Genomic DNA, 21,315 nt, shown 5'->3' with positions numbered 1-21,315 from the left:
CATTGACCGATGACTACTTCTTCTTCCGGGCTTTTGTGGGCCGGGCGGTTTCGCTGGCGATGAGTTCGCGCTGGAGGTAGGTGGGCAGGAAAAAGCCCGTAAGTCGGCGCACTTCGGCTCCGCTGGCATCGACCACCAGCATGGTTGGGTAGGCCTCCACCTTATATTTTTCGACCAGGTCCATACCCGAAAAATCATCGATATTGACGCGGTAGGGCACAAACTTGCTGTTTACGTAGTCGCCCAGGGGTACGTCGGTGAAGGTTTCGCGGTCGAGGCGGTGGCAGGGTGCGCACCAGGTAGCCCAAAAATCGAGCAGGATCAGCTTATTCTCTTTTTTGGCCTGCTTCAGCATGTCGTCAAACGTGCCGGTTTGAAATAATACGGCGGGCGGCAGGGCCACGGGTTCGGCTATTAAAACGCTGTCGGCGGGGGCTGTCTCTACCGAATCAGCTTCGGGCTGACCTGTTTGGGCAGAGGTAGTCGTTGGTAGCAAACCAACCAGCAGGAAAAGCAAATAAGCGAGGCGAATCATAGGTTGTAGTAGAATGGTACGGGTAATATACCAAAAAACGAGGCCAACATGGTTAGCCCCGTTTTTTGGTTACCCCGGTTCACTTGCGCAAACCGTTTTACACCAGCCAGTGTGTAGCGTTTGGTTGGCGTTGGTCTTGGTTAATACTGTACGCCTAGTGAGCGCATGGTTTCAACATTCATGTTGCCTTCGGGCAGCTTATTGTCATGCTGGTATTTTAGCAGAGCGGCGCGCGTTTTGGGTCCGATCACGTCGTCGAGGGGGCCGGGGTTATAGCCTTTGGCCTTCAACGCATTCTGGATGGCAATGATGGTGGCTCTGGTCATTTTGCTGTCGCAAACTACCTCAACCCACTCACCAACTACCTGCGCCTCAACGGTGGTCGTTGTTACCGTGCCGTATTGAGCCGGGATCTCGATTTCGCTGGTTGAAGCAGGCGTTTTCACTACCGTACGCGTAACAGCCTTATATTCAGCCGGAATCTCGATCTCGCGGGTGGCGGGTGCTTCGGCCACTACCTGCTTGCTGATCGACGCGTACTGTGCAGGTATCTCTACCTCACGTGTGCTGGCAGGGCTGGCCACTACCTGACGGGTGCGGGTGGCGTACACGGCTGGAATTTCTTCCTCCTGAATAGATGGAGCGCGTACCAACTCCTGACGGGTGTGCGTGGCATACACGGCCGGAATGTCGATCTCTTTCACTTCGGCAGGCGACACCAGCGACGTTTTTGAGCGCGTAGCGTATACAGCCGGAATCTCGATTTCACGTACCGAGCCGGGCGTGGCTACTACCTGACGTTTCACGCTGGCGTATTCGGCGGGGATGTCGTACTCCTTCACTTCGGCCTGACGGGCTACAACCTCTTTCTTGATGGTCTCGTATACGGCCGGAATAGCAATCTCCTTTACTTCACTTGGGCGAACCAACACCTGCTTGGTGATCGTGGCGTATTCTGCTGCCGACGTGCTGGGGCGGGTCATGCGGCTTACGCCCGTGGCGGGATCAACCGAGGCATCGCCCACAAACACCTGCTTGGTTACGGTGGTGTACTGAGCCGGAATGTCGAACTCACGCACGGTGGCGGGCCGCACCAGGGTCTGCTTGGTCATAGCCGTATATTGGGCCGGGATAACCTCTTCACGTACGGAAGCAGGCACTTTCAGTACCTCTTTCTTTACGGTTTCGTACTGAGCAGGCACTTCTACCAGACACAGAATCCGGCAATCGTCGGGATTAGCCGAGAGACAGTTGGGATCAGCTTTACCTTTCTCGTATTTGGTGTAGGCATCACGCACTTTCACGCGCTCAGTTACGGTTTCATAGACGGGCGGTACCGTAATCAGGCGCTTGCTGGCTTCTTTCACCAATACTTGCGTGGTCATGGTTTTGTATTCGGCCGGGATGATCTCGATGCGCTTGGTGGCCTCTTTTACCAGCACCTGCTCCGTCAGCGCCTTATACTTGCCTTCCAGCGGGGTATATTGTGTGATGGCTTCTTTTACCAGAAAACGCTCTGTAACCGTCTTATATTCAGCCGGGATCACTTCATAGCGTTTGCTGGCATCTTTGGCTACCACGCGCTCCGTGGACGCTTTATAGCTGCCGGGGATAATTTCCATCCGCTTGCCGGCGTCTTTCGACACGTACTGTTCAGCCACCGTTTTGTACGTTGGTTCTACCACTTCATAGCGCTTGCTGGCTTCTTTAGCCACGTACCGCTCGGTTTCGGTTTTGTATACTGCGGGGATCACCTCCAGCCGCTTACTACCTTCTTTTACCAGTACTTGTTCAGTTACGGTTTTGTATTCACCAGGAACGATTACCTGGCGCTTCGACGCGTCACGGAGCAACACCTGCTCCTGTACGGTCTTGTATTGAGCAGGTACTACCTCTACACGGGTACCGGCGGCACGGCTAACGAGTTGCTCCTGCACCGTTTTGTACTGACCGGGTACTACCTCCAGGCGCTTACCGGCATCCTTCACCGTCACCTGTGCGGTTTCGGTTTCGTACTGAGCCTGAATGGCTTCCAGGCGCTTGCCCGCTTCCTTCACCAGTACCTGCTCTTTGTTAGTGATGAAACGTACTGGCTTCAGACACTTCGCATAACACTTGCCCGGCAACGCATTGGGGGGCAGTTCAGACGGAGCCTGAGCTAAGGCAACACCGCCGAATAACATGCCGCTTAGCAGCAATAGGTAGGACTTTTTCATAAATATTTATGGGGTTAACTACACACACCGCAAATTAGACAAAAGGCCATTCAATAAGTTTCTTCTGCAGATGAAAAAAATTTGCAAAATAGTATTCAATAATTTCCTATATAGTCCAGTATATCAATAGATTGTTAACGGTTACTACTGGATAAAGCTTACCTGCTGATGGGTAAACCCGTTACACCTGTTTCTTTTTTTGCTCTGAACCATAATAAACACAGGTACCCAGATGACTACCAAGGAAATCAACGAGTTAGCGGCTGATCGCCGTCAGTTTTTAAAAACGTCGGGGCTGCTTACGGGTAGTGCGTTACTGGCTCAACTCCCGCTTGGCCTTTCGGCAGCACCGCGCTTTGGTGCCCACTCATCGGTCGACGATACGATCAAGGTAGCTCTCATTGGCTGCGGCGGCCGGGGAAGGGGTGCCGCCATGCAGGCGCTCAACACCAAGCAGAACATCAAAATTGTGGCCATTGCCGATGCGTTTCAGGACCGAGTCGACATTGCCTATAAAACACTGACAAGCAGGCAGGATGCGGCTCAGAAAATAGACCTACCGAAAGAGCGCCAATTTGTGGGCCTGGATGCTTACAAGCAAGCTATTGCGCTCGCTGACGTCGTTATTCTGGCTACGCCACCGGGTTTCCGACCCAGTCATTTTGAAGAGGCCGTCAAACAGAGCAAGCATATTTTCATGGAAAAGCCCGTAGCTACCGATGCGCCGGGTATTCGGCGGGTGCTGGCGGCGGCAGAAGAAGCCAAAAAAAAGAAGCTAAACGTAGTAGTAGGCCTACAACGGCATTATCAAAGCAACTACCGCGAAGCCATCAAACGGATTCATGATGGTGCCATTGGCGACATCGTCGGGGGCAGTGTCTATTGGATCAGCGGGGGGGTGTGGGTAAATCCGCGCAAACCAGATCAGACCGAAATGGAGTACCAGTTGCGCAACTGGTATTACTTCAACTGGCTCTGCGGCGACCATATTACTGAACAGCACGTCCACAACATCGATGTGGCTAACTGGGTGAAACGCGGTTATCCTGTTTCAGCGCAGGGCACGGGTGGGCGGCAGGTACGCACTGGTAAAGAATACGGCGAAATATTCGACCACCACACCGTCGATTTTGTCTACGCCGATGGCACGACGATCAATAGCCAATGCCGCCACTACGAAGGCACCTACAGCAAAGTAGATGAGCAGTTTTTGGGCACAAAAGGCCGTATCGACTCGTTCAATGGCAACAAGACGATATTGAAAGGCTATAAAGGCCAGCCGATATACGCCCACGGGAGTGCTAAAACAGACATTGATCCCTACCAGGTAGAACACAACGAACTTTTTGAGGCTATTGCCAAAGGGCAGTACAAATTCGCTGATGCCGAAAACGGGGCCAAAAGCACCATGACGTCTATTTTGGGGCGGATGGCTACCTACTCGGGCAACCTTATCAAATGGGACGATGCCATCAATTCGCAGATCAGCCTCTTCCCCGATCAGCTTGCCTGGGATGCCAAACCCAAAATCCTACCCAACGCCGACGGCTTCTATCCCGTAGCCGTACCCGGCAAGACGGTGACGGTGTAAGGGTGAGGGCAGAGTTGGTGGTTTGTAGTTTGTGGTTTGTAGTTGCTTCGCACGCTCAGTGTCTAGTGCGAAGCAACTACAAACCACAAACTACAAACCACCAACTGTATTTTTGCCCCCATGACCCCGCCTACTCGTTTACCAATACCCCGCACCAGTGCCTGGCTCTTGCTTTTAGCGGGTCTGGCCCCGGTGCTTGTTTTTTATGCTATTGTCTGGCAACAGGCCGTTAACGTACCCTTCCAGGACGACTACGATGCCCTTTTCGAGCCAGTAATGGCCCTTAGCCACGGGCCTAATTCACTGGCGAAAATCTGGAAAGTCTACGCTACCCAGGACGACGAACGGCGCATTATCACCGACCGGTTTGTGGCGCACATGCAGTATCTGTTCACCGGTCAGCTCAGCTTCCGTACTCAGACCCTGATTGGTTCGCTGGTGCTGCTGGTGGTGCTGGCGGTGTTTATGGCCTGGTTCCACAGAAGCCAGCTGCCGTGGCTCTGGGCCGTGCCCATCCCGTTTGTGCTGTTCAATATACAGTACTACGACGCCGTTTTCTGGTCTATGATCCCCTTGCAGCACATTGGGGTGTATGTATGGGGGATGCTGGCCATCTGGTGGCTATCGCGCAATACCAGGTTTTTTTTCTGGCTTGCCCTGCTCGCCACGGCTGTCTCGGTGCTTTCCGACGTTACGGGCATTTTGCTATTGCCGGTGGGGGCGGTGCTGCTTATTGGGCAGCACCGCTGGCAACGGCTGGCCATTTGGCTGCTGGTTGTAGGCGGCATGGTGGGCCTGTATATGCATGGGCTGGAGGTGCCCCCCTACCGACCGTCGCTGGCCGATAACCTGAAGCACCCGCTTGTCATTATTCAGTTATGGCTGGCCATGCAGGGCCTGTGGGCCGACGTGCTGCCTCATGCCGGGCTGTCGGGGCGCGTGGTACTGACCATAGGCTGTGGACTGGTGGCAATCTGGCTGTGGGGAAGTGCCATGTGGGGCAGTATCCGGGCTTATTTCACTAACCGACAACTACCTAGTGGGCAGGATTTATTTCTGTATGGAGGGCTGCTTTTTCTGCTGGGCACGTTCACCCTCTTCGCCGCCGGACGGGCACTGGAGGGTGTCAACGCCGCATTTATTTCGCGCTATAGGGTACTTTACCTGCTCTGGCTCATACTGCTTTATCTGCTGATTTTGAGCCGATTAAACAAAAAAACGCTGTCTAACCGGCTGGCGGGATGGGGCATGGTTGGGTGCAGCCTGTTTTTTTGCCTGAATACGTATTTTCAGTCGTGGAACGACTTCACGCTCTTTCGGCAAACGTTGCTGGCCGATCTTCATGGTTGGCGCTACAACCGGGCCTTGCCCTCGTCGCCTATCTACCTCAACTACCGCGTGGCTATTGATACATTGTTTGAGAATGGCATGAAACGGGGCATTTTTCAGTACGAAAACCCTGGCTATGATGCCCTCCGCACGGCCCCGGTAGTAGGCAAAACCGAGGTGGTCGTTCAGCAGACGGCTAGCTTTGTCTCGGTAACTGTGCCGCAGCAGCCCGGTGCAGGCAGTGCCCCGCCCGATGCCGTATTTGTCCTGCTACGAACCAAAACCGGGGCGGTGCATATCTTTCCCACCAAAGCCACAACCTATTCGCCCCTAACGGCGTTACGTCGGCAGCAATACACCACCTCGCCCTATACGGCCATCCCGATTTTGCGAAACTACTTGCGCTCGTCGGTCTATGCGGTGGAGGTTGGGGTGTGGCGTGGTGGGGAGAAAGTGCGTTACCAAACAGGACAGGTAATCAGTTTCTAACTACCTTTGCACCAAAATTGACTCTCCAAGCAACCAGCTATGAAACGCGTCGCTTACATGGGTTTGTTCGTGCTGGCCGGTCTCTCATTGGCCTCATGCGACTACCAGAAGAATAACACCATCCGTCAGGAAGATTTCCGGCGTAATGATTACCGCGCTGGCTATAAAGCGGGCGATCCAGAAGTTTATGGCACTGGTAAAGATTCAGCTGCCGTGCAAGCCAACTACAAGTATACGCCCCGCCCCGAATTGGACCAGAAGGTTCAGAAAATTCGGGAGAAGCTCTTCGGCAGTGGCACCATTGGTGAAGGCGCTTAGATCAGGCTTTGACACCACTGATACTCAAAGCGATGCAACCTGCATCGCTTTTTTGTTTGTTAGCAAGTGGTGCCAGCCGATATAACTTTTTTGCGTTACTTTGCCCTTTCATCGGCTTGATGAATTTGGATTTTTTGAATAGATAATCTGCCATACAATATAGTTACGCTATGAAAGTTGCACTCGTTACAGGTTCAGCCGGTTTGATCGGCAGCGAATCAGTTGCCTTTTTTTCAGAAAAGTTCGATCTCGTTGTTGGCATTGACAACAACATGCGGCAGTACTTTTTCGGAGCCGACGGTTCGACCGAATGGAACCGCAACCGCCTGGAGGAAGCCTATTCGAACTACGCCCACCGCCCTGCCGACATTCGGGAAGTAAGCCAGCTGGAGCCTATTTTCAAGGAGTTTGGTGCCGACATCAAGCTCATCATCCACGCCGCCGCCCAACCCTCGCACGACTGGGCCGCCCGCGAGCCGTTCACCGATTTCACCGTCAACGCCAACGGTACGCTGAACATGCTGGAAATGACCCGGCAGCACTGCCCCGAGGCCGTTTTCATCTTCACAAGCACCAACAAAGTGTATGGTGATAACCCTAATTACTTACCGCTGATCGAGACCGAAACGCGCTGGGAAATTGACAAAAACCACCCCTATTTCGAGAATGGTATTGATGAGCACATGAGCATCGACCATACCAAGCACTCGCTGTTTGGCGCCTCGAAAGTGGCCGCCGACGTACTGGTGCAGGAATATGGCCGGTATTTTGGCATGAAAACGGGCGTGTTTCGCGGTGGCTGTCTTACGGGGCCAAACCATTCGGGAGCACAGTTGCACGGGTTCCTGAGCTACCTCATGAAGTGCGCCATCACGGGCAATCAGTACACGGTGTTTGGCTACAAAGGCAAGCAGGTGCGTGACAATATACACAGCTATGACCTTGTGAATATGTTCTGGCACTACTACCAGAACCCCCGCGAAGGCGAAGTGTATAACGCCGGTGGTGGCCGCTACGCCAACTGTTCGATGCTGGAAGGCATTGCTCTTTGCGAAGAAATTTCGGGCAACAAAATGAACTACACCTACTCAGAAACTAACCGCATTGGTGACCATATCTGGTACATTTCTGACCTAACGAAGTTCAAAGACCACTACCCCGACTGGAACTGGACCTACGATCTGAAACAGACGCTGGCCCAGATTCACGACAGCATGGTTGCCCGCTTAGCGGCAGCGCACTAAAAAAGAGTTCAAGGTTCAATGTCTAAAGTCTAAAGTTGGCGGACCGGTCCGCCAACTTTAGACTTTAGACATTGAACCTTGAATTGCAACCAAGATGCATACGGCTTCCACTGTATTGGTTACAGGCTGCGCGGGGTTTATTGGCAGCCACCTCACCGAAGGACTTCTTCAGCGCGGCTACCGCGTCATTGGCATCGACAACTTCGATCCGTTTTATGCTCGAACACTGAAGGAAGAAAACCTATCGAACGTATCGACTCATTCGCAGTTTCAGTTTATCGAGGCTGATATTCAGGGGATTGACTGGCAGGCGCAGGTAGAGGGTTCCGTTGATTCGGTGATTCACATGGCGGCTAAGGCGGGCGTACGGCCGTCTATTGAAGCACCCGACGCCTACGTGCAAACCAACATCGTAGGCACCAACAACCTGCTCTCCTGGATGCACCAACGGGGCGTGGGCAAATTGGTATTTGCCTCATCGTCATCGGTTTACGGCAACAATCCGAAGGTGCCATTCAGCGAAAACGATGCCGTTGAGCAGCCTATTTCGCCTTATGCGTTTACGAAACGGTCGGGTGAATTGCTGACCTACAATTACCACCACCTTTACCAGATGAGCGTGGTGAACCTGCGCTTTTTCACCGTCTTCGGCGAACGGCAGCGGCCCGACCTAGCTATCAACAAGTTTGTGCGGATGATTGCCGCCGATCAGCCCGTAACCATGTACGGCACCGGCGACACCTCCCGCGACTACACCTACGTGGGCGACATTGTGACAGGCATTTTGGCCGCGCATGACTACGTGGCCGCGCACCCCAACACTTACGAGATCATCAACCTGGGCAACAGCAGTCCTGTAAGCCTGCAAACGCTGGTCGACACGCTGTATGACCTGATGGGCAAAACACCCAATATTGCCTACCTGCCCAAACAACCCGGCGACGTAGAGCGCACCTACGCCGACGTGGCCAAGGCTACCCGCCTGCTGCAATACCACCCTTCTGTTTCGTTGCGCGAAGGACTCCGCCGGTTCATCGCCTGGCACGAAGCCAAGTCGCTATGAACCGACTAAGTACGTCCAAACCCATTCGACACCCGGCTGGCTGGTTGTTGCTGGCACTGGTGGTTAAGGGGACGTTTTTTGCCTGGTATCTGAGCCGTGCCTATTACCACAACATGGATGGCTTTTGGGGCCAAAGCAACGGCGACATGATGACCTACCTCGCGCCAATTGAGTCGTTGCTGGCGCATCAGGGGTTCAACACCGACTACCGAATGCCGGGCTACTCGGCGGTGTATCTGGCGTTTCGGCTATTTATGAGTGCCCCCCATGCCTGCAATGCCATGATCCTGAGTCAGTTAATTGTCTCAGCATTTTCCGTTTATGTGCTGGGTTTGGTGGCGCAACGGCTGTTTAAGGACCGCAGGGCGTTTTATTGGGCCTATTTCATTTATCTCTTCAGCACGTTTGTCAGCGTGTTCGACACCTACATCCTGACTGAAAGTCTGGCGGCGGCTTCATCAATCTTTTTTCTGTACGCATGGCTCCGTTTCGAGGCTACACCCCGCCAATGGGGCTGGCTGCTGGGCGCGGGGGTCTGGCTGGCTTTTTCGGTGTTTCTGAAGCCCGCCCACGCGGGTACACTGGCTATTCCGGCGCTTGTTTTCGGCGTTCAGTGGCTTCGTAGAAATCTGTCGTTCAGACAATTGGTCGTTCGTAGCATCCTTATGCTGCTACCTTTTCTGGTGGCCGATGCCGCCTGGATGGTGCGGAACTACAAGGCCTACCATGCCGTGATTCCGCTGCTGAAAAGCGCGTGGTATCCCGAAAGCTATTGGCCCACCAACTACTTTCCCATGATTGCGTTTTGCGAGACCTACGGCGAAGATTATTCATTCTGGTTTCCGAACGCGGGGATCCGCTGGTTTTCGGGTTGGGGCAATGACAATTTCCTGCCGCCCGTACGCTGGTACGTGCCCGAAACGCTTGGTCCGCCACCTAACTATGTTTATACCAGCCGGTTCAATGAAGATTCGATGCGGGTGATGCGGCAAACGTTTCTGGACATGGACCTGCTCCCCGCCTCCGATTCAGTAAAACGCCGCGCCATTCACGCTGATATTCGTCGACAGTTGGTGGCCTACACTGCATCAGTGAAGGCCGAGAAACCAAATGTGTACTATGGCATTGCGCTGAGCCGCTATACGTTTGATTTCCTGAACGGCACACGAGGCTACCAATTCCTCGACGACATGATTCAGGCCGTTTGGCCACGTTGGCTGCTGCGGGCCTACCACTGGGTGCTTGTGCTACTGCCGGGCCTGGTTGGGCTGACCCTATTGCTTATTGCTGGCTTGCAGAGAAGGTCTACTGCCAATGGCCTGGGGCTGGTGCCGCCCCTGATGGTAGGGTATGCCGTGGTGGTGTTTGCCATAGCCCTACGGCATCCCGAAACCCGTTATCTGGTACCTTTCTACCCGTTTTTAGTGTTGGGGGCCGTATCTTCGTTTTCTTTTCTGATGAATTGGCTGCGCCCACAACAGTCTCACAACCTCTTGTCATGACCTACCTCTCCGTTGTTTTACCCATCTACAACGAGTCGAAAAGTATACCCATCCTGTTCGATGCCCTTGCCAACGCCGTAGGGCAGTATGACTACGAAATCATTGCTATCAACGACGGCTCGAAAGACGATTCGTACGCGCAGCTTAAGAAAATCTGCGCTGTTGATCCCCGCGTAAAAGCCATTAATTTCCGGCGCAATTTTGGCCAAACCGCTGCCATCAACGCCGGTATTCAATATGCTTCCGGTGATGTTATCGTGCTGATCGACAGCGATTTGGAAAACGACCCGAACGATATTCCGAAGCTGCTGGGTAAGCTCGACGAGGGGTATGACGTGGTGAGCGGCTGGCGGCAAAACCGCTGGGCCAATGAGCAACTCACGCGCAAGTTGCCCTCGCGGATGGCCAACAACCTCATCAGCAGCATTTCGGGCGTTCATCTGCACGACTACGGCTGTACACTGAAAGCCTACCGCCGCGATGTGATCAAAAACGTGTCGCTCTATGGCCAAATGCACCGGTTCATTCCGGTTTATTGCGCCTGGCAGGGCGGAACAGTTACCGAAATGCCCGTTAATTACCAGCCCCGGCAGTTTGGCAAAAGCAATTACGGCATCTTCCGCACCTACAAAGTGCTGCTGGACCTGGTGCTGATCAAGTTTCTGGAAAAGTACATGCAGCGGCCTATTCACTTCTTCGGTGGGGCAGGCATTCTGGCGTTATTAGTCACGTTTGTGGCTACGATTTTGGCCGCCTATTTCAAGCTGACCGGTCAGAAAGACCTGGTCGAAACACCACTACCCACCATTGCGTCGATGTTTTTTGTGGTGGGTATTCAACTGATACTCATGGGAGTTATGGCTGAAATTTTGATGCGCACCTACTACGAATCGCAGCATAAAATGCCCTACAGTGTAAAAGAAACGATGAACTTGTAGCAGGAAGAGGCAAGAAGTGAGAAGCCAGAGACAAGAAGTAAATCGCTTCGGCAAAACTGACTATAGATCTTATCTCTTGTCTCTCACCTCTTGTCTCTCATATCTACTCTTAGCCTTATGTGTGGAATAGCAGGGTTTACGGGGCGCGGTAGTGAGGCTGACCTGCTGCGCATGATTAAAAAATTGCAGCACCGAGGCCCCGACTTTCAGGGCGGTGACCACACGCCCGGCGTGGGGCTGGGTCATGCCCGGCTCAGCATCATCGACCTTAGCTCCGGGGCCAATCAGCCGTTTTATACCGAAGATCGCCGGGTAGGGATGGTCTTCAACGGTGAAATTTATAACTACCTGCCACTAAAGGCCGAACTGGCCAAAACAGGCCGTTACCATTTCCGCACTACATCAGACACCGAGGTACTGCTGTACCTGTATCAGGAACACGGCATCGGGCTGTTCGACAAGATCAACGGCATGTTTGCCTTTGCCATCCACGATTTCGAGCGGCAACGGACGTTACTGGCACGCGACCGGATGGGCAAAAAACCCCTTTACTACGCTGTGGTGGGCCAAACACTGATCTACGGTTCTGAACCAAAGGCCCTGCTGCAACACCCGCTGATATCGAAAGAACTGGACCTGGATGCCCTCAACGCTTACCTCACGTTTGAATACGTGCCCACGCCATTTAGCATTTTCAAGGGCATTCGTAAGCTGGAACCGGGCCATTACCTGACGTTCGAACGGGGCGAAATCACCGAAAACAAGCCGTTCTGGACGGTGCAATTCAATCACCAGGACATCAGTTTCAACGACGCCAAAGAGCAGTTTGACACGCTGCTGAACGATGCCACCGCCGCCCGCCTCATTGCCGACGTGCCGCTGGGTATTTTTCTGAGCGGTGGGCTAGATAGCTCAGCTATAGCCTATTACGCCCAAAAAAATAGCACCGTTCCGCTGAAAACGTTCTCGATTGGGTTCAACGAAAAGTCGTATGACGAGGCCGATTATGCCCGGCAGGTGGCCAAGCACCTGGGCACAGATCACCACGAGAAAATCCTGACCGCCCAGGATTCGCTGGATCTGCTGCCAACCATCACCGAAAAACTCGACGAACCCTTCGCCGATGCGTCTATCATTCCTACCTACCTCCTCTCGCAGTTTACGCGGGGGCAGGTAACGGTGGCGCTGGGCGGCGACGGCTCAGACGAACTGCTGGCGGGCTATCCCACCTTCCAGTCTGACTATGCCCGGCCTTACTTCGCGCGGTTGCCACGGGCGGTGCGGGCTATGGCGGGGCAGGCGGCTAACCTGCTGCCCGTGAGCGATAACAACATCAGCTTCGATTTTAAGGTAAAGCAGTTTTTAAAAGGCTTCGAGCAAAGCCCCGCCTACACGCATACGCTCTGGCTGGGTAGTTTTTCGCCCAACCAAAAGCAAGTGCTGCTCAGCCGCGCCGTGCGGGAGCAACTGACCGACCCCACAGGTATGTCGCTGATTGACAGGCACCTGCGTGAGCTACCTGCCAACACCAGCACGTTCGACCAGACGTCGTATATTTATTACCAGACCTATTTGCTGGACGATATTCTGACAAAAGTGGACCGGGCCAGCATGTATAATTCGCTGGAGGTACGCGCGCCTTTTCTGGACTACCGGCTGGTGGAATTTATTAATACCCTGCCCGATAAATTTAAGCGCAAGGGCCTCACGGGCAAGTACATCCTGAAGGAACTGATGCGCGGCAAGCTGCCTGAGAACATCATTGACCGACCCAAAAAAGGCTTTGGCATCCCGCTGTCGCACTGGCTACGGCACGAACTGCGCGACCTCTGCGACGAGTTGCTCTCCGAATCGTCGCTCAACCAGCACGGCCTTTTCGACACTGCCTTTGTGGCAAAACTGAAGAAAGACCACTTCGACGGCAAACAAAACAACCGAAAACTGCTCTGGACACTCATGGTGTTTCAGCAGTGGTATAGACAATATATTTAAATGTACATTGTTCATTATACATTGTACATTAATTCATCATGAACTGGACCAAACTCGGCCTCATTTATAAGCCCGACGGCTCGTTGCCGTTTAGCCAAACCCACGCGCAGGTGCCGTTTGGGTTTCCCGTTGCCGACGACCGGCTGCGGGTGTATTTCGCCACGCGCGACGCCAACGTACAATCGGCTACGTCGTTTGTGGAACTGGATGCCCATGACCTCAGCCGCATACTGTATGTGCATGACAATCCTTGCATCACACACGGCGCGGTGGGCATGTTCGACGAAACGGGGGCCATGCCGTCGTGGTTTTTGCGCGTTCCTGCCGAAGATGGCACGGACGAAATCTGGCTCTACTACACGGGCTGGAACAAAAGCGAAACCACGCACTATCGCCTCGGCATTGGCCTGGCCATCAGCCGCGATGGGGGCCTGACCTTCGAGCGGAAATTTACCGGCCCCCTACTCGACCGTTACATTTTCGACCAAGTGTGGGTGGCGCAACCCTGTGTCATGCGTGAACCGCAGCCTGACGGCACCGTGCGTTGGCGGATGTGGTATTTGTCATGCACCAAGATTGAGGTCATCAACGGCCACCCGGAGCCTTTCTACGATGTGAAGTACGCCGAATCGGCCGACGGTATTTACTGGAACCGCACCGGGCAGGTATGCGTGGGCTACGATGCCTTCACCGACGCCATTGGTCGGCCTACGGTGTTCAAAGATGGCGACACTTACCGGATGTATTTCTCTTACCGCTCGGCCACCAACTACCGCACCGACGTTGAACGCAGCTACCGCATGGGCTGCGCCGAATCGGCTGACGGCATCACCTGGACCCGCACCGACGACCAAACCGGCATTGCCCGCTCAACCGAAGGCTGGGACTCGCAAATGATGGACTACTGCCACATTTTCAACCATCAGGGCCGCTGGACGATGCTCTACAACGGCAACGGCTTCGGCGCGTCGGGGTTTGGCGTGGCGGTGGAAGGGTAAGAGAATGTACAATGAATAATGTACAATGAACAATGGGCTGACGCACAGATAGTTTGCGTCAGTTCATTGTACATTATTCATTGTACATTCTCTTGCCTTACTTCCCCTGTCCTGATGAGAGCAGGTTGAAGAACTGATCCAGTTTGGGAGTCAGGATGATTTCGGTGCGGCGGTTTACGCGGCGACCTTCGGGCGTGCCGTTGTCTTCTTTGGGCACAAACTCACCACGGCCACCGGCGGTGAGGCGGGCGGGGCTAACACCAAATTTGCTTTGCAGTACCCGCGATACAGCCGTAGCCCGGAGCACGCTCAGGTCCCAGTTGTCTTTCAGGTTGGTCGATGAGAAAGGCACCGAGTCGGTGTGGCCTTCTACCAGAATATCGAGTTCGCTGTGGTCATTCACCACTTTAGCCACTTTGGCCAGTACGGCTTCGGCCTGTGGGTTTACGTCGAACTTACCTGAGTTAAACAGCAGTTTGTCTGAAATAGACACGTAGACCACGCCTTTTTTCACTTCCACCTGCACATCCTGATCGTTTATGTCGGCCAAGGAGCGTTTGAGGTTCATGACTAGGGCCAGGTTCAGCGAGTCTTTGCTGCGGATCGAGCTGTTGATGTTGTTGACGTAGCGGGTTTGCTCGTTGAGCGTCTCCAACGATTTCTTGATACTCTCAGCACCCTGCTTGCTCACCACCGACAGGTCAGACATCCGGTCGAGGAGGTTGTTGTTGGTCTTCTTCAGGTAATCGATCTGGCTTTGGAGGTCGGCCATTTGATTGGCACGGGTGGCCAGGTCGCTGTCTTTGCCTTTAATCGTCGCCTGAAGTTCAGCCGTTTTTTTGTCGCAGTTGTTGAGGTCAGCAACGGTTTTTTCGTGAGCTGCCTGAAGATTAATCAGATCTAGCTTCCGTTTCTTGCTGGCAGCGCAGGACGACATCAGGGCCAGTCCGGCGCAGAGAATCAATACATTTTTCATGTAACTTATTGGAAAGTTATTGTAACACTACTCACAGGCCATTGCCTTAGACTAACCCTGGCACCAGTGCCACGAATTCAAACTTAAACACAAAACAATTTTTGAGCCATTTCTTCTCATGTACCAACTGTAAAATTAGAAGTATTCGTATCTTGTTACCACCATGTTTGGACTGTTCAAGCGCAAAAAGCCAACCGAAAGCGCCGCTATCAGTAGCCCGCTGTACCCCTTACCAGCCCACCTGACTTCGCTGATTACGCCGGAGGAGTACAACCGTGTGCTCCAGTTAACCATTGAACAACTGAGCCTAAAGGGTACCATAGAAGCCATTCACGACGATGGCAGCCTGTCGGTGCTGTTTGCTGGACAGAACGGGGCCACGCTCTTTTTCTTGGATAACCTGCTACGCAAATGTAAAGCGGCCGACGTGAGTGAGTGGGAAGCCATCGTGATCAACCACGTGAAGATCTTGCCCATCAACAGCGCGGCCATTACCTATATCTACAAAGATTTCGAGTTTGCGGCCCCCTTGCTGAAGGTGCAGGTGAAACCTAAGGGTTTTGCCAAAGAAGTCATGCAGGACTGTGTGTATCGTCAGGACTTCCCTGACACCTACACGTTTCTGGTCATCGATTTCCAGGACGCCCTCCACTATGTGCGCAGCAATGAAGCCGAAGAGTGGGAAAAACCTATTGATCAACTCTTTGACGTAGCGTTGGCCAATATTGCCCGCGAAAAAACCGACGTCAACGCTTACCTCCTCGCCGAACGACTGCCGTTTTTTACGCTCTTCCACAACGACTTTGCCGCCGCCTACGCCATTGAGCTAGGCCAGAACATCGAACAGGCCATTGGCTCATTCGGGGCTGTGGTGAGCATTCCGGCCAAGGGTGTGGCGTTTGTTCACCCCATCGAAACCGACACCGTTTTCGACTACATCGGGGCCTCGCACGAACTGGTGCAGTCGTTCTACACCGACGAGATTTATACCGTCACAGACCGGTATTATTGGTATTACGAAGGTCAGTACCAGCTATTTCCGTACCGCGTAGAAGGCAACAAAGCCTACCTCTCCTACCCCGCCAAGCTGCGTACGTTGTTGGAGGAATAGGTCATAAGTCATTGGTCATTCGCTACGCTGTCATTCAATGGTCATTAGTTGTAAAGACAATGAATGACTACCGAATGACAGCGTAGCGAATGACCAATAACTAAAATAAGCTTCCCTGCACTACCTGCGGTTGCAACACGGGTTCGCTGAGGTTCAGGCCGCAGTGTTCATTAAGTTGGCGCACCCAATAGCGAATCAGTTCTGGGGCGGTGTCGTTGTCGCCGCCGCCGTGAACAAACAGATAGGCCGTTTGCAGGCCCTTATCGAACCACTTTTTCAGGCGTTGCACCCACTCGTCGGTCCGGCTGTAGTCGGTGGGGTGGCCCTCATTAGCAATGAAGCGGAGGGTTAGCACGGGGCTGCTGAGGCCCATGTGTAGTACGTCGCGCCGCCCGGCCACGTCAGTAATGACCGTGTGGCGGTGCAGGTTGCGTAATTTCTCCAGCGTTTGGCTCCAGATTTGGGGCTTGAACCAGTCGGGGTGGCGAAACTCAACGGCCACGTCGAGGTCGTCGGGCAGGTGGCTGAGGTAACGTTCCAGCACGGGCCATTTGTTCGGCGCAAACACGGGCGGCAACTGCAAAAACGACATACCCAAGAACTCTTCCAAGCCAAAAATGGCGTTGATAAACTCATTAGTAAGGTTTTCGGCCCCTTCCAGCAGGCGCTCGTGGCTGATGATCTGCGGAAACTTCGGGCAAAAATGAAACGAATGCCCCGCCCCGGCGGCTTCGGTTTTCCACTTTTCAATCATGCCCGCCGTTGGGATCTGGTAGTGCGTCAGGTTCAACTCAATGGTATTGAATTGCCGGACATAGTGGTGCAGAAAATCGCGCTCTTTGGCCGTGGCCGGATACACTTTTCCGACGTAGTCTTTATTGGCCCAAACCGGCCCACCAATGTAAACGTCGGGCCGACGGCTGGGCGTCACGTCGGTCCAGATGCGGGCGTTGAACGCGTGGCCGGGTGGCAACGAGAACGTGACAGCGCCGGGGTTGATTACTTTGCCAAAATCCATGATGAAGTGTGCAGCAGGGTGCTTTGCTGCTATAAGTCAAAAGCCGTGGGCATTGTTTTACCTACCTGCTTTTGCACTGATCAGGCCGTAAACAGCCTCCACGTCAAGGTCTTGCCCGGCCGTTACGGCGGGCAGCGTATAGGTCACCGGCACGTCGGGCATGACGCCGTGGCCCTTGTCCTGACCCGGAATAGCCAGCACGATTTTATAGAGTGGCAGGCGCAGTTGCACACCCGTTTCGGGCAGGGTCAGGTAGGGCGACGTGAACGCATTGCAGCCATACTCGCCGCCGCCGCTTTCGCGACCTACCACCGTTACGCGGTCGGGGGCATTGTGTTTGGCAAGCGAGGCAAAGATGGCCGCCGCCGAAAACGTGCCGCCGTTGATAAGAACAAACACCCGCCCCCTGAAGCCGTTGCGCCGAACGGGTTTAATGATACCCGTTTCGCCGGTGCGGCGGTAGGTGCCTTCAGGGGTGCGGCGGGTGAAGAAGTTACGGAGGAAAAAGCGCCAGAATTTCCAGCCTAGGTGCTCATTAAACGACACCTGCCGTACGGGCGCATCCACCTGCGTATAGGCCTGAAAGGGTTTATTCACCAGGTACGACACCAGGTTGATACTCGCCCCCGAATTGCCCCCCAGGTTGCCCCTGACATCGACAATGAGGTTTTTGATGCCTTTCTGTTGCGCCAGCGTGTGAAAACTTTGCTTGAAAAATCCCCGCTGCCCCCCACCCGAAAACGAGGTGATGGTCATGATGGCCGTGGTGGTGTCGCGGTCAGAAAAAACAAACGACCGGAGTTCGTCGGGCTTGGTTTCGGTAGCGGGCTTACGTTTGGGCTTTCCAGCCGGAATGGTGCGCTTATCGAGCGAGTCGAGGCGGGGTTTAATGCGGTCGGGGCGGGTGCGGAAGCTCAGCGTCTGCGTATTGCCGGTCGAGTCGCGAAGGGTAAGCTCGTGCGCCACCGAATCGGCTCCGAACGCCAGCGTATAATAGCTACCAAAACTGCCCGTATTAATCACAAACGGCTTAAAGGTCTGATTGTAGCCGTCAGACGAGATATAGTTATAGATCCGTTCCAGCACCGCCTGCGCCGCCCGCCCATTGATCTTCGTAATCTCGGTACCCCGCCGAATGGTGGTGTCGGTGCTGCGATTTTCGCGTACGTAGAGCTTGTTATTGAGCACAATAGCGTCTACCGGAAACGGCTTCAGCGGGTTGCGCTTTCTAAACCGGGTAAAGGCTTTTGAAGCGTAGAGGTCGGTATGTCCGCAGCCAATGTGGTCAACGGCGGGTTCGATGGCCCGGCGAAATTGCAACTCGGTCATGGGCCGATCAATGCGGGCGGCGGCAGCATCGAACCAGCGGTTTACGCTGTCGCGGGGATGGTAACGGTACAAGCCGGGATGGGCTTCTTCAAGCGCCCGACGGATAAGTGCGAAATCGCTGCGCAGTTGATCTACCGAATAGACATGGTTGAGTGGGTTGGGCGGTGGCGTCAGTAGCGGTTGTGCCGCAGCCTCCGTATTGAGCAGCCGTAGCAGCCCAAAAAGCCAGTAACAAATGCCGCGGATAACGAAACGTGTCACGAAGATTGGTGGTGTTATAGGCCAAAGGTACACCCCGGTTGCCAGACAACTAACCCAAAATATGACAGGCGGATTCCTTAATTTAGTAGCCGAACAAATAGGCCAAACAACACGTTGTGAGGGCACAAAAGATAACTAGAAAGATGGCACGTCCAACCCCGGAATTGATCGACGCTCTCCGTCGCACGGCCCGCAAAGTAGCCGACGGCGCCCCCTACCAGTGGGGCCATATGGGGAGTTGCAACTGTGGTAACCTGGCTCAGGAACTGACCCGGATGACCAAAGACCAGATTCACCAGTATGCGATGCAGCGCTACGGTGACTGGAACGAACAGGTAGCTGACTACTGCGACACCAGCCAACTGCCGTTCGACGTGATTATCAACCAGATGCTTGGCGCGGGCTTGTCGCTGGAAGACCTGAAGCACCTGGAAAAACTGGACGACCGCGAAGTATTGCGCCGGTTTCCGCTGGAGGCTCGCTTTCTCAAACACAACCGCCGCGACGATGTGGTAGCGTACCTCAATGAGTGGGCTAACCTGTTGGAAGACAAGCTGCTGGAGAAAATCAAACTTCCCGAAGAATTGTTTGAGCTGCAAGTGGCGTAGCGGAGTTTATACGTAAAAAAGCCCTGCTGGTGAGCTATTTAGCTACATTAGCAGGGCTTTACTTTGACCTAAACTCGACCACAGTATGCGTATAATCTGGATTATTCTGGCCCTGCTTGGCTTGTTTGTTGCCTTTTTCGTCGTGGCCACCGCTTTGAGCAAACCGTCGACTATGACGCTGAACGTGCCAGACACCAAAGGCCCCAAAACGCAGGTGGATGTACACAAGACATTGACACTGTATTTGGGTGATAAAAAGACGTACCTGCTCGACCGGGTAGATCCCAACACTGTCAACGCCGCCAAAGCCCTCGTAGCCGTGCCAACCGACTCATTATCGGGGGCTATTAAACGCGTAAAGCAGCAGGCTGAAGCCACCCTCGGTACCGATTCGCTCGTGCTCATTATCAAGCCATTACCCACGTCATCTTACAAAAATATGGTCAATACGCTTGATGTGCTGGCCGCGCTGAAGATCAAAAAATACGCACTGGTCGGTGAATTGACGGAGGAGGAGAAGGCGTTGGTGAAGTAGATGAATGAATAATGTACAATGTACATTCACTTTAACGTACCCACAGCCTCCCGAATCCGGCCTACGGCTTCGACGAGGGCTTCGTCAGACGCGGCGGTTGAGATACGGATGCAGTTGGGCGCGCCAAAACCCGAACCGGCCACCGTGGCTACATATCGGGTATTGAGCAGCCAATTGGCAAAATCGTCGGAGTTATGGATCGTGGTGGTGCCGTCTGACTTGCCGTAGTGGGCGCTCACGTCGGGGAAGGCGTAGAAAGCTCCCTGCGGCACGTTCACTTTGAAACCGGGTATCTCTTTCAGCAATTTCACCACCAGATCGCGGCGACGCTGGTAGGCCTGGGCCATTTCTTTTGTCGGCTCCAAGGTGCCATTCAGGGCCGCTACGGTGGCTTTTTGGGCAATCGAGTTTGTACCCGACGTTACCTGACCCTGCAATTTCTCGACCCCTTCGGCAATCCATTTGGCCGCGCCAATGAACCCAATGCGCCAGCCGGTCATAGCAAACCCTTTGGCCACGCCGTTGACGGTGATCACACGGTCGGCGATTTCGGGCATGGAACCCATGCTGAAATGACCTTCGGGCGTGAAATTGATGTATTCGTAAATCTCGTCGGCCAGGACGTAGACCTGCTCGTGGCGGGCTACTACCGCGCCAATGGCCCGGAGTTCGGCTTCGGTATAGACTGAGCCGGTAGGGTTGTTGGGCGAGGCGAACATAACCACTTTAGTGCGGTCGGTGATGGCGGCTTCAAACTGTTCGGGCGTGACTTTGAAATCGTTGTCAAACGCCCCGTCGAGCACCACTGACACACCTTCCGATAGCTTCACCATCTCGGAATAGCTAACCCAGTAGGGCGAGAAAATAATGACCTCATCGCCGGGGTTTACCAGCACCTGCAACACGTTGGCCAACGAATGCTTGGCACCGGTTGACACCACCACGTTTTCAGCTTTCCAGTTCAGGCCATTGTCACGGCTGAACTTGTCGGCAATGGCTTTGCGCAGGTCGGGGTAACCCGCCACGGGGCTGTAGCCGTGGAAGCCGTCGTCGATAGCTTTTTTGGCAGCTTCGCAAATGTGGGCGGGCGTTTTAAAGTCGGGTTCGCCCACGCTGAGGCTGATCACTTTATGACCCTGCGCGGCTAGTTCACGAGCCATTTTGGTCATTCCCAACGTCGATGATTCTTCCAGCGCGTTGATCCGGTCGGCTAAAAGAGTGGCGGTACTCGCTACGGCGGCAGACATAGTTTTTGTCTTTTT

General features: G+C 53.9%; 19 protein-coding genes. 12 read left to right on the top strand and 7 right to left on the bottom strand.

Going from position 1 to position 21,315, the window contains the following annotated elements:
• Positions 1–13: 13 nt before the first annotated feature.
• A complete protein-coding gene (locus J2I48_RS20370) occupies positions 14–535 on the bottom strand; it encodes a thioredoxin family protein (RefSeq protein ID WP_207337344.1) in 522 nt (173 codons plus the stop codon).
• Between the two features lie 140 nt (positions 536–675).
• Positions 676–2,751, bottom strand: coding sequence for a peptidoglycan-binding domain-containing protein (locus tag J2I48_RS20365; RefSeq protein WP_207337343.1), 2,076 nt, complete (start codon positions 2,749–2,751; stop codon positions 676–678).
• Positions 2,752–2,983: 232 nt separating this feature from the next.
• On the opposite strand from J2I48_RS20365, the gene J2I48_RS20360 reads away from it, so the two are divergent.
• From J2I48_RS20360 to J2I48_RS20350, 3 genes are all read left to right on the top strand, one after another.
• A complete protein-coding gene (locus tag J2I48_RS20360; protein WP_207337342.1) occupies positions 2,984–4,342 on the top strand; it encodes a Gfo/Idh/MocA family protein in 1,359 nt (452 codons plus the stop codon).
• Positions 4,343–4,462: 120 nt separating this feature from the next.
• On the top strand, positions 4,463–6,160 hold the full coding sequence (locus tag J2I48_RS20355) for a hypothetical protein (protein ID WP_207337341.1): 1,698 nt from the start codon (positions 4,463–4,465) through the stop codon (positions 6,158–6,160).
• Positions 6,161–6,199: 39 nt separating this feature from the next.
• Positions 6,200–6,478: a hypothetical protein gene (locus tag J2I48_RS20350; RefSeq protein WP_207337340.1), complete on the top strand. Its 279-nt coding sequence runs from the start codon at positions 6,200–6,202 to the stop codon at positions 6,476–6,478.
• A gap of 1 nt (position 6,479) precedes the next feature.
• On the opposite strand, the gene J2I48_RS20345 is transcribed toward J2I48_RS20350, so the two are convergent.
• A complete protein-coding gene (locus J2I48_RS20345; RefSeq protein ID WP_207337339.1) occupies positions 6,480–6,632 on the bottom strand; it encodes a hypothetical protein in 153 nt (50 codons plus the stop codon).
• Between the two features lie 16 nt (positions 6,633–6,648).
• Between J2I48_RS20345 and J2I48_RS20340 the strand changes: the two genes are divergently transcribed.
• The 6 genes from J2I48_RS20340 (at position 6,649) to J2I48_RS20315 (ending at position 14,215) form a co-directional block, all read left to right on the top strand.
• Positions 6,649–7,722, top strand: coding sequence for an NAD-dependent epimerase/dehydratase family protein (locus J2I48_RS20340; RefSeq protein WP_207337338.1), 1,074 nt, complete (start codon positions 6,649–6,651; stop codon positions 7,720–7,722).
• Positions 7,723–7,816: 94 nt separating this feature from the next.
• Positions 7,817–8,785 (top strand): GDP-mannose 4,6-dehydratase, encoded by a 969-nt coding sequence (locus J2I48_RS20335; RefSeq protein ID WP_207337337.1) that lies wholly within the window; start codon positions 7,817–7,819, stop codon positions 8,783–8,785.
• The gene (locus tag J2I48_RS20330; protein ID WP_207337336.1) at positions 8,782–10,287 is read left to right on the top strand and encodes an ArnT family glycosyltransferase; all 1,506 of its coding nucleotides are present in this window, start codon (positions 8,782–8,784) and stop codon (positions 10,285–10,287) included. The genes J2I48_RS20335 and J2I48_RS20330 overlap by 4 nt, the downstream gene beginning before the upstream one ends.
• Complete coding sequence (locus J2I48_RS20325) at positions 10,284–11,225, top strand: glycosyltransferase family 2 protein (protein ID WP_207337335.1); 942 nt, start codon at positions 10,284–10,286, stop codon at positions 11,223–11,225. Before J2I48_RS20330 ends, J2I48_RS20325 begins: the two co-directional genes overlap by 4 nt.
• A gap of 117 nt (positions 11,226–11,342) precedes the next feature.
• Positions 11,343–13,217 carry an asparagine synthase (glutamine-hydrolyzing) gene (asnB, locus tag J2I48_RS20320; RefSeq protein ID WP_207337334.1) on the top strand — a complete coding sequence of 625 codons (1,875 nt, stop codon included), beginning with the start codon at positions 11,343–11,345 and terminating at the stop codon, positions 13,215–13,217.
• Between the two features lie 38 nt (positions 13,218–13,255).
• Positions 13,256–14,215, top strand: coding sequence for a glycoside hydrolase family protein (locus J2I48_RS20315; RefSeq protein WP_207337333.1), 960 nt, complete (start codon positions 13,256–13,258; stop codon positions 14,213–14,215).
• Between the two features lie 97 nt (positions 14,216–14,312).
• On the opposite strand, the gene J2I48_RS20310 is transcribed toward J2I48_RS20315, so the two are convergent.
• The gene (locus J2I48_RS20310; protein ID WP_207337332.1) at positions 14,313–15,191 is read right to left on the bottom strand and encodes an OmpA/MotB family protein; all 879 of its coding nucleotides are present in this window, start codon (positions 15,189–15,191) and stop codon (positions 14,313–14,315) included.
• Positions 15,192–15,354: 163 nt separating this feature from the next.
• Between J2I48_RS20310 and J2I48_RS20305 the strand changes: the two genes are divergently transcribed.
• Positions 15,355–16,302, top strand: coding sequence for a DUF1444 domain-containing protein (locus J2I48_RS20305; protein ID WP_207337331.1), 948 nt, complete (start codon positions 15,355–15,357; stop codon positions 16,300–16,302).
• 100 nt (positions 16,303–16,402) lie between these two features.
• Here J2I48_RS20305 and J2I48_RS20300 read toward each other — a convergent pair whose 3' ends face one another.
• Both J2I48_RS20300 and J2I48_RS28565 read right to left on the bottom strand, forming a co-directional pair.
• Entirely contained in the window at positions 16,403–17,320 is a 918-nt protein-coding gene (locus J2I48_RS20300) for a DUF72 domain-containing protein (RefSeq protein WP_207337330.1), read from the bottom strand.
• A 57-nt stretch (positions 17,321–17,377) separates the two neighbouring features.
• A complete protein-coding gene (locus J2I48_RS28565) occupies positions 17,378–18,910 on the bottom strand; it encodes a S41 family peptidase (RefSeq protein WP_207337329.1) in 1,533 nt (510 codons plus the stop codon).
• A gap of 143 nt (positions 18,911–19,053) precedes the next feature.
• Between J2I48_RS28565 and J2I48_RS20290 the strand changes: the two genes are divergently transcribed.
• Positions 19,054–19,518, top strand: coding sequence for a hypothetical protein (locus J2I48_RS20290; RefSeq protein WP_207337328.1), 465 nt, complete (start codon positions 19,054–19,056; stop codon positions 19,516–19,518).
• Positions 19,519–19,603: 85 nt separating this feature from the next.
• A complete protein-coding gene (locus J2I48_RS20285) occupies positions 19,604–20,053 on the top strand; it encodes an ExbD/TolR family protein (protein ID WP_207337327.1) in 450 nt (149 codons plus the stop codon).
• A gap of 26 nt (positions 20,054–20,079) precedes the next feature.
• Here J2I48_RS20285 and J2I48_RS20280 read toward each other — a convergent pair whose 3' ends face one another.
• The gene (locus J2I48_RS20280; RefSeq protein ID WP_207337326.1) at positions 20,080–21,300 is read right to left on the bottom strand and encodes a pyridoxal phosphate-dependent aminotransferase; all 1,221 of its coding nucleotides are present in this window, start codon (positions 21,298–21,300) and stop codon (positions 20,080–20,082) included.
• Positions 21,301–21,315 lie beyond the last annotated feature (15 nt).

Source organism: Fibrella aquatilis, from assembly GCF_017353255.1.
GTDB lineage: Bacteria > Bacteroidota > Bacteroidia > Cytophagales > Spirosomataceae > Fibrella > Fibrella aquatilis.
The sequence above is the reverse complement of the archived record's forward strand: the minus strand, read 5'-3'. Positions and strand labels throughout refer to the sequence as shown.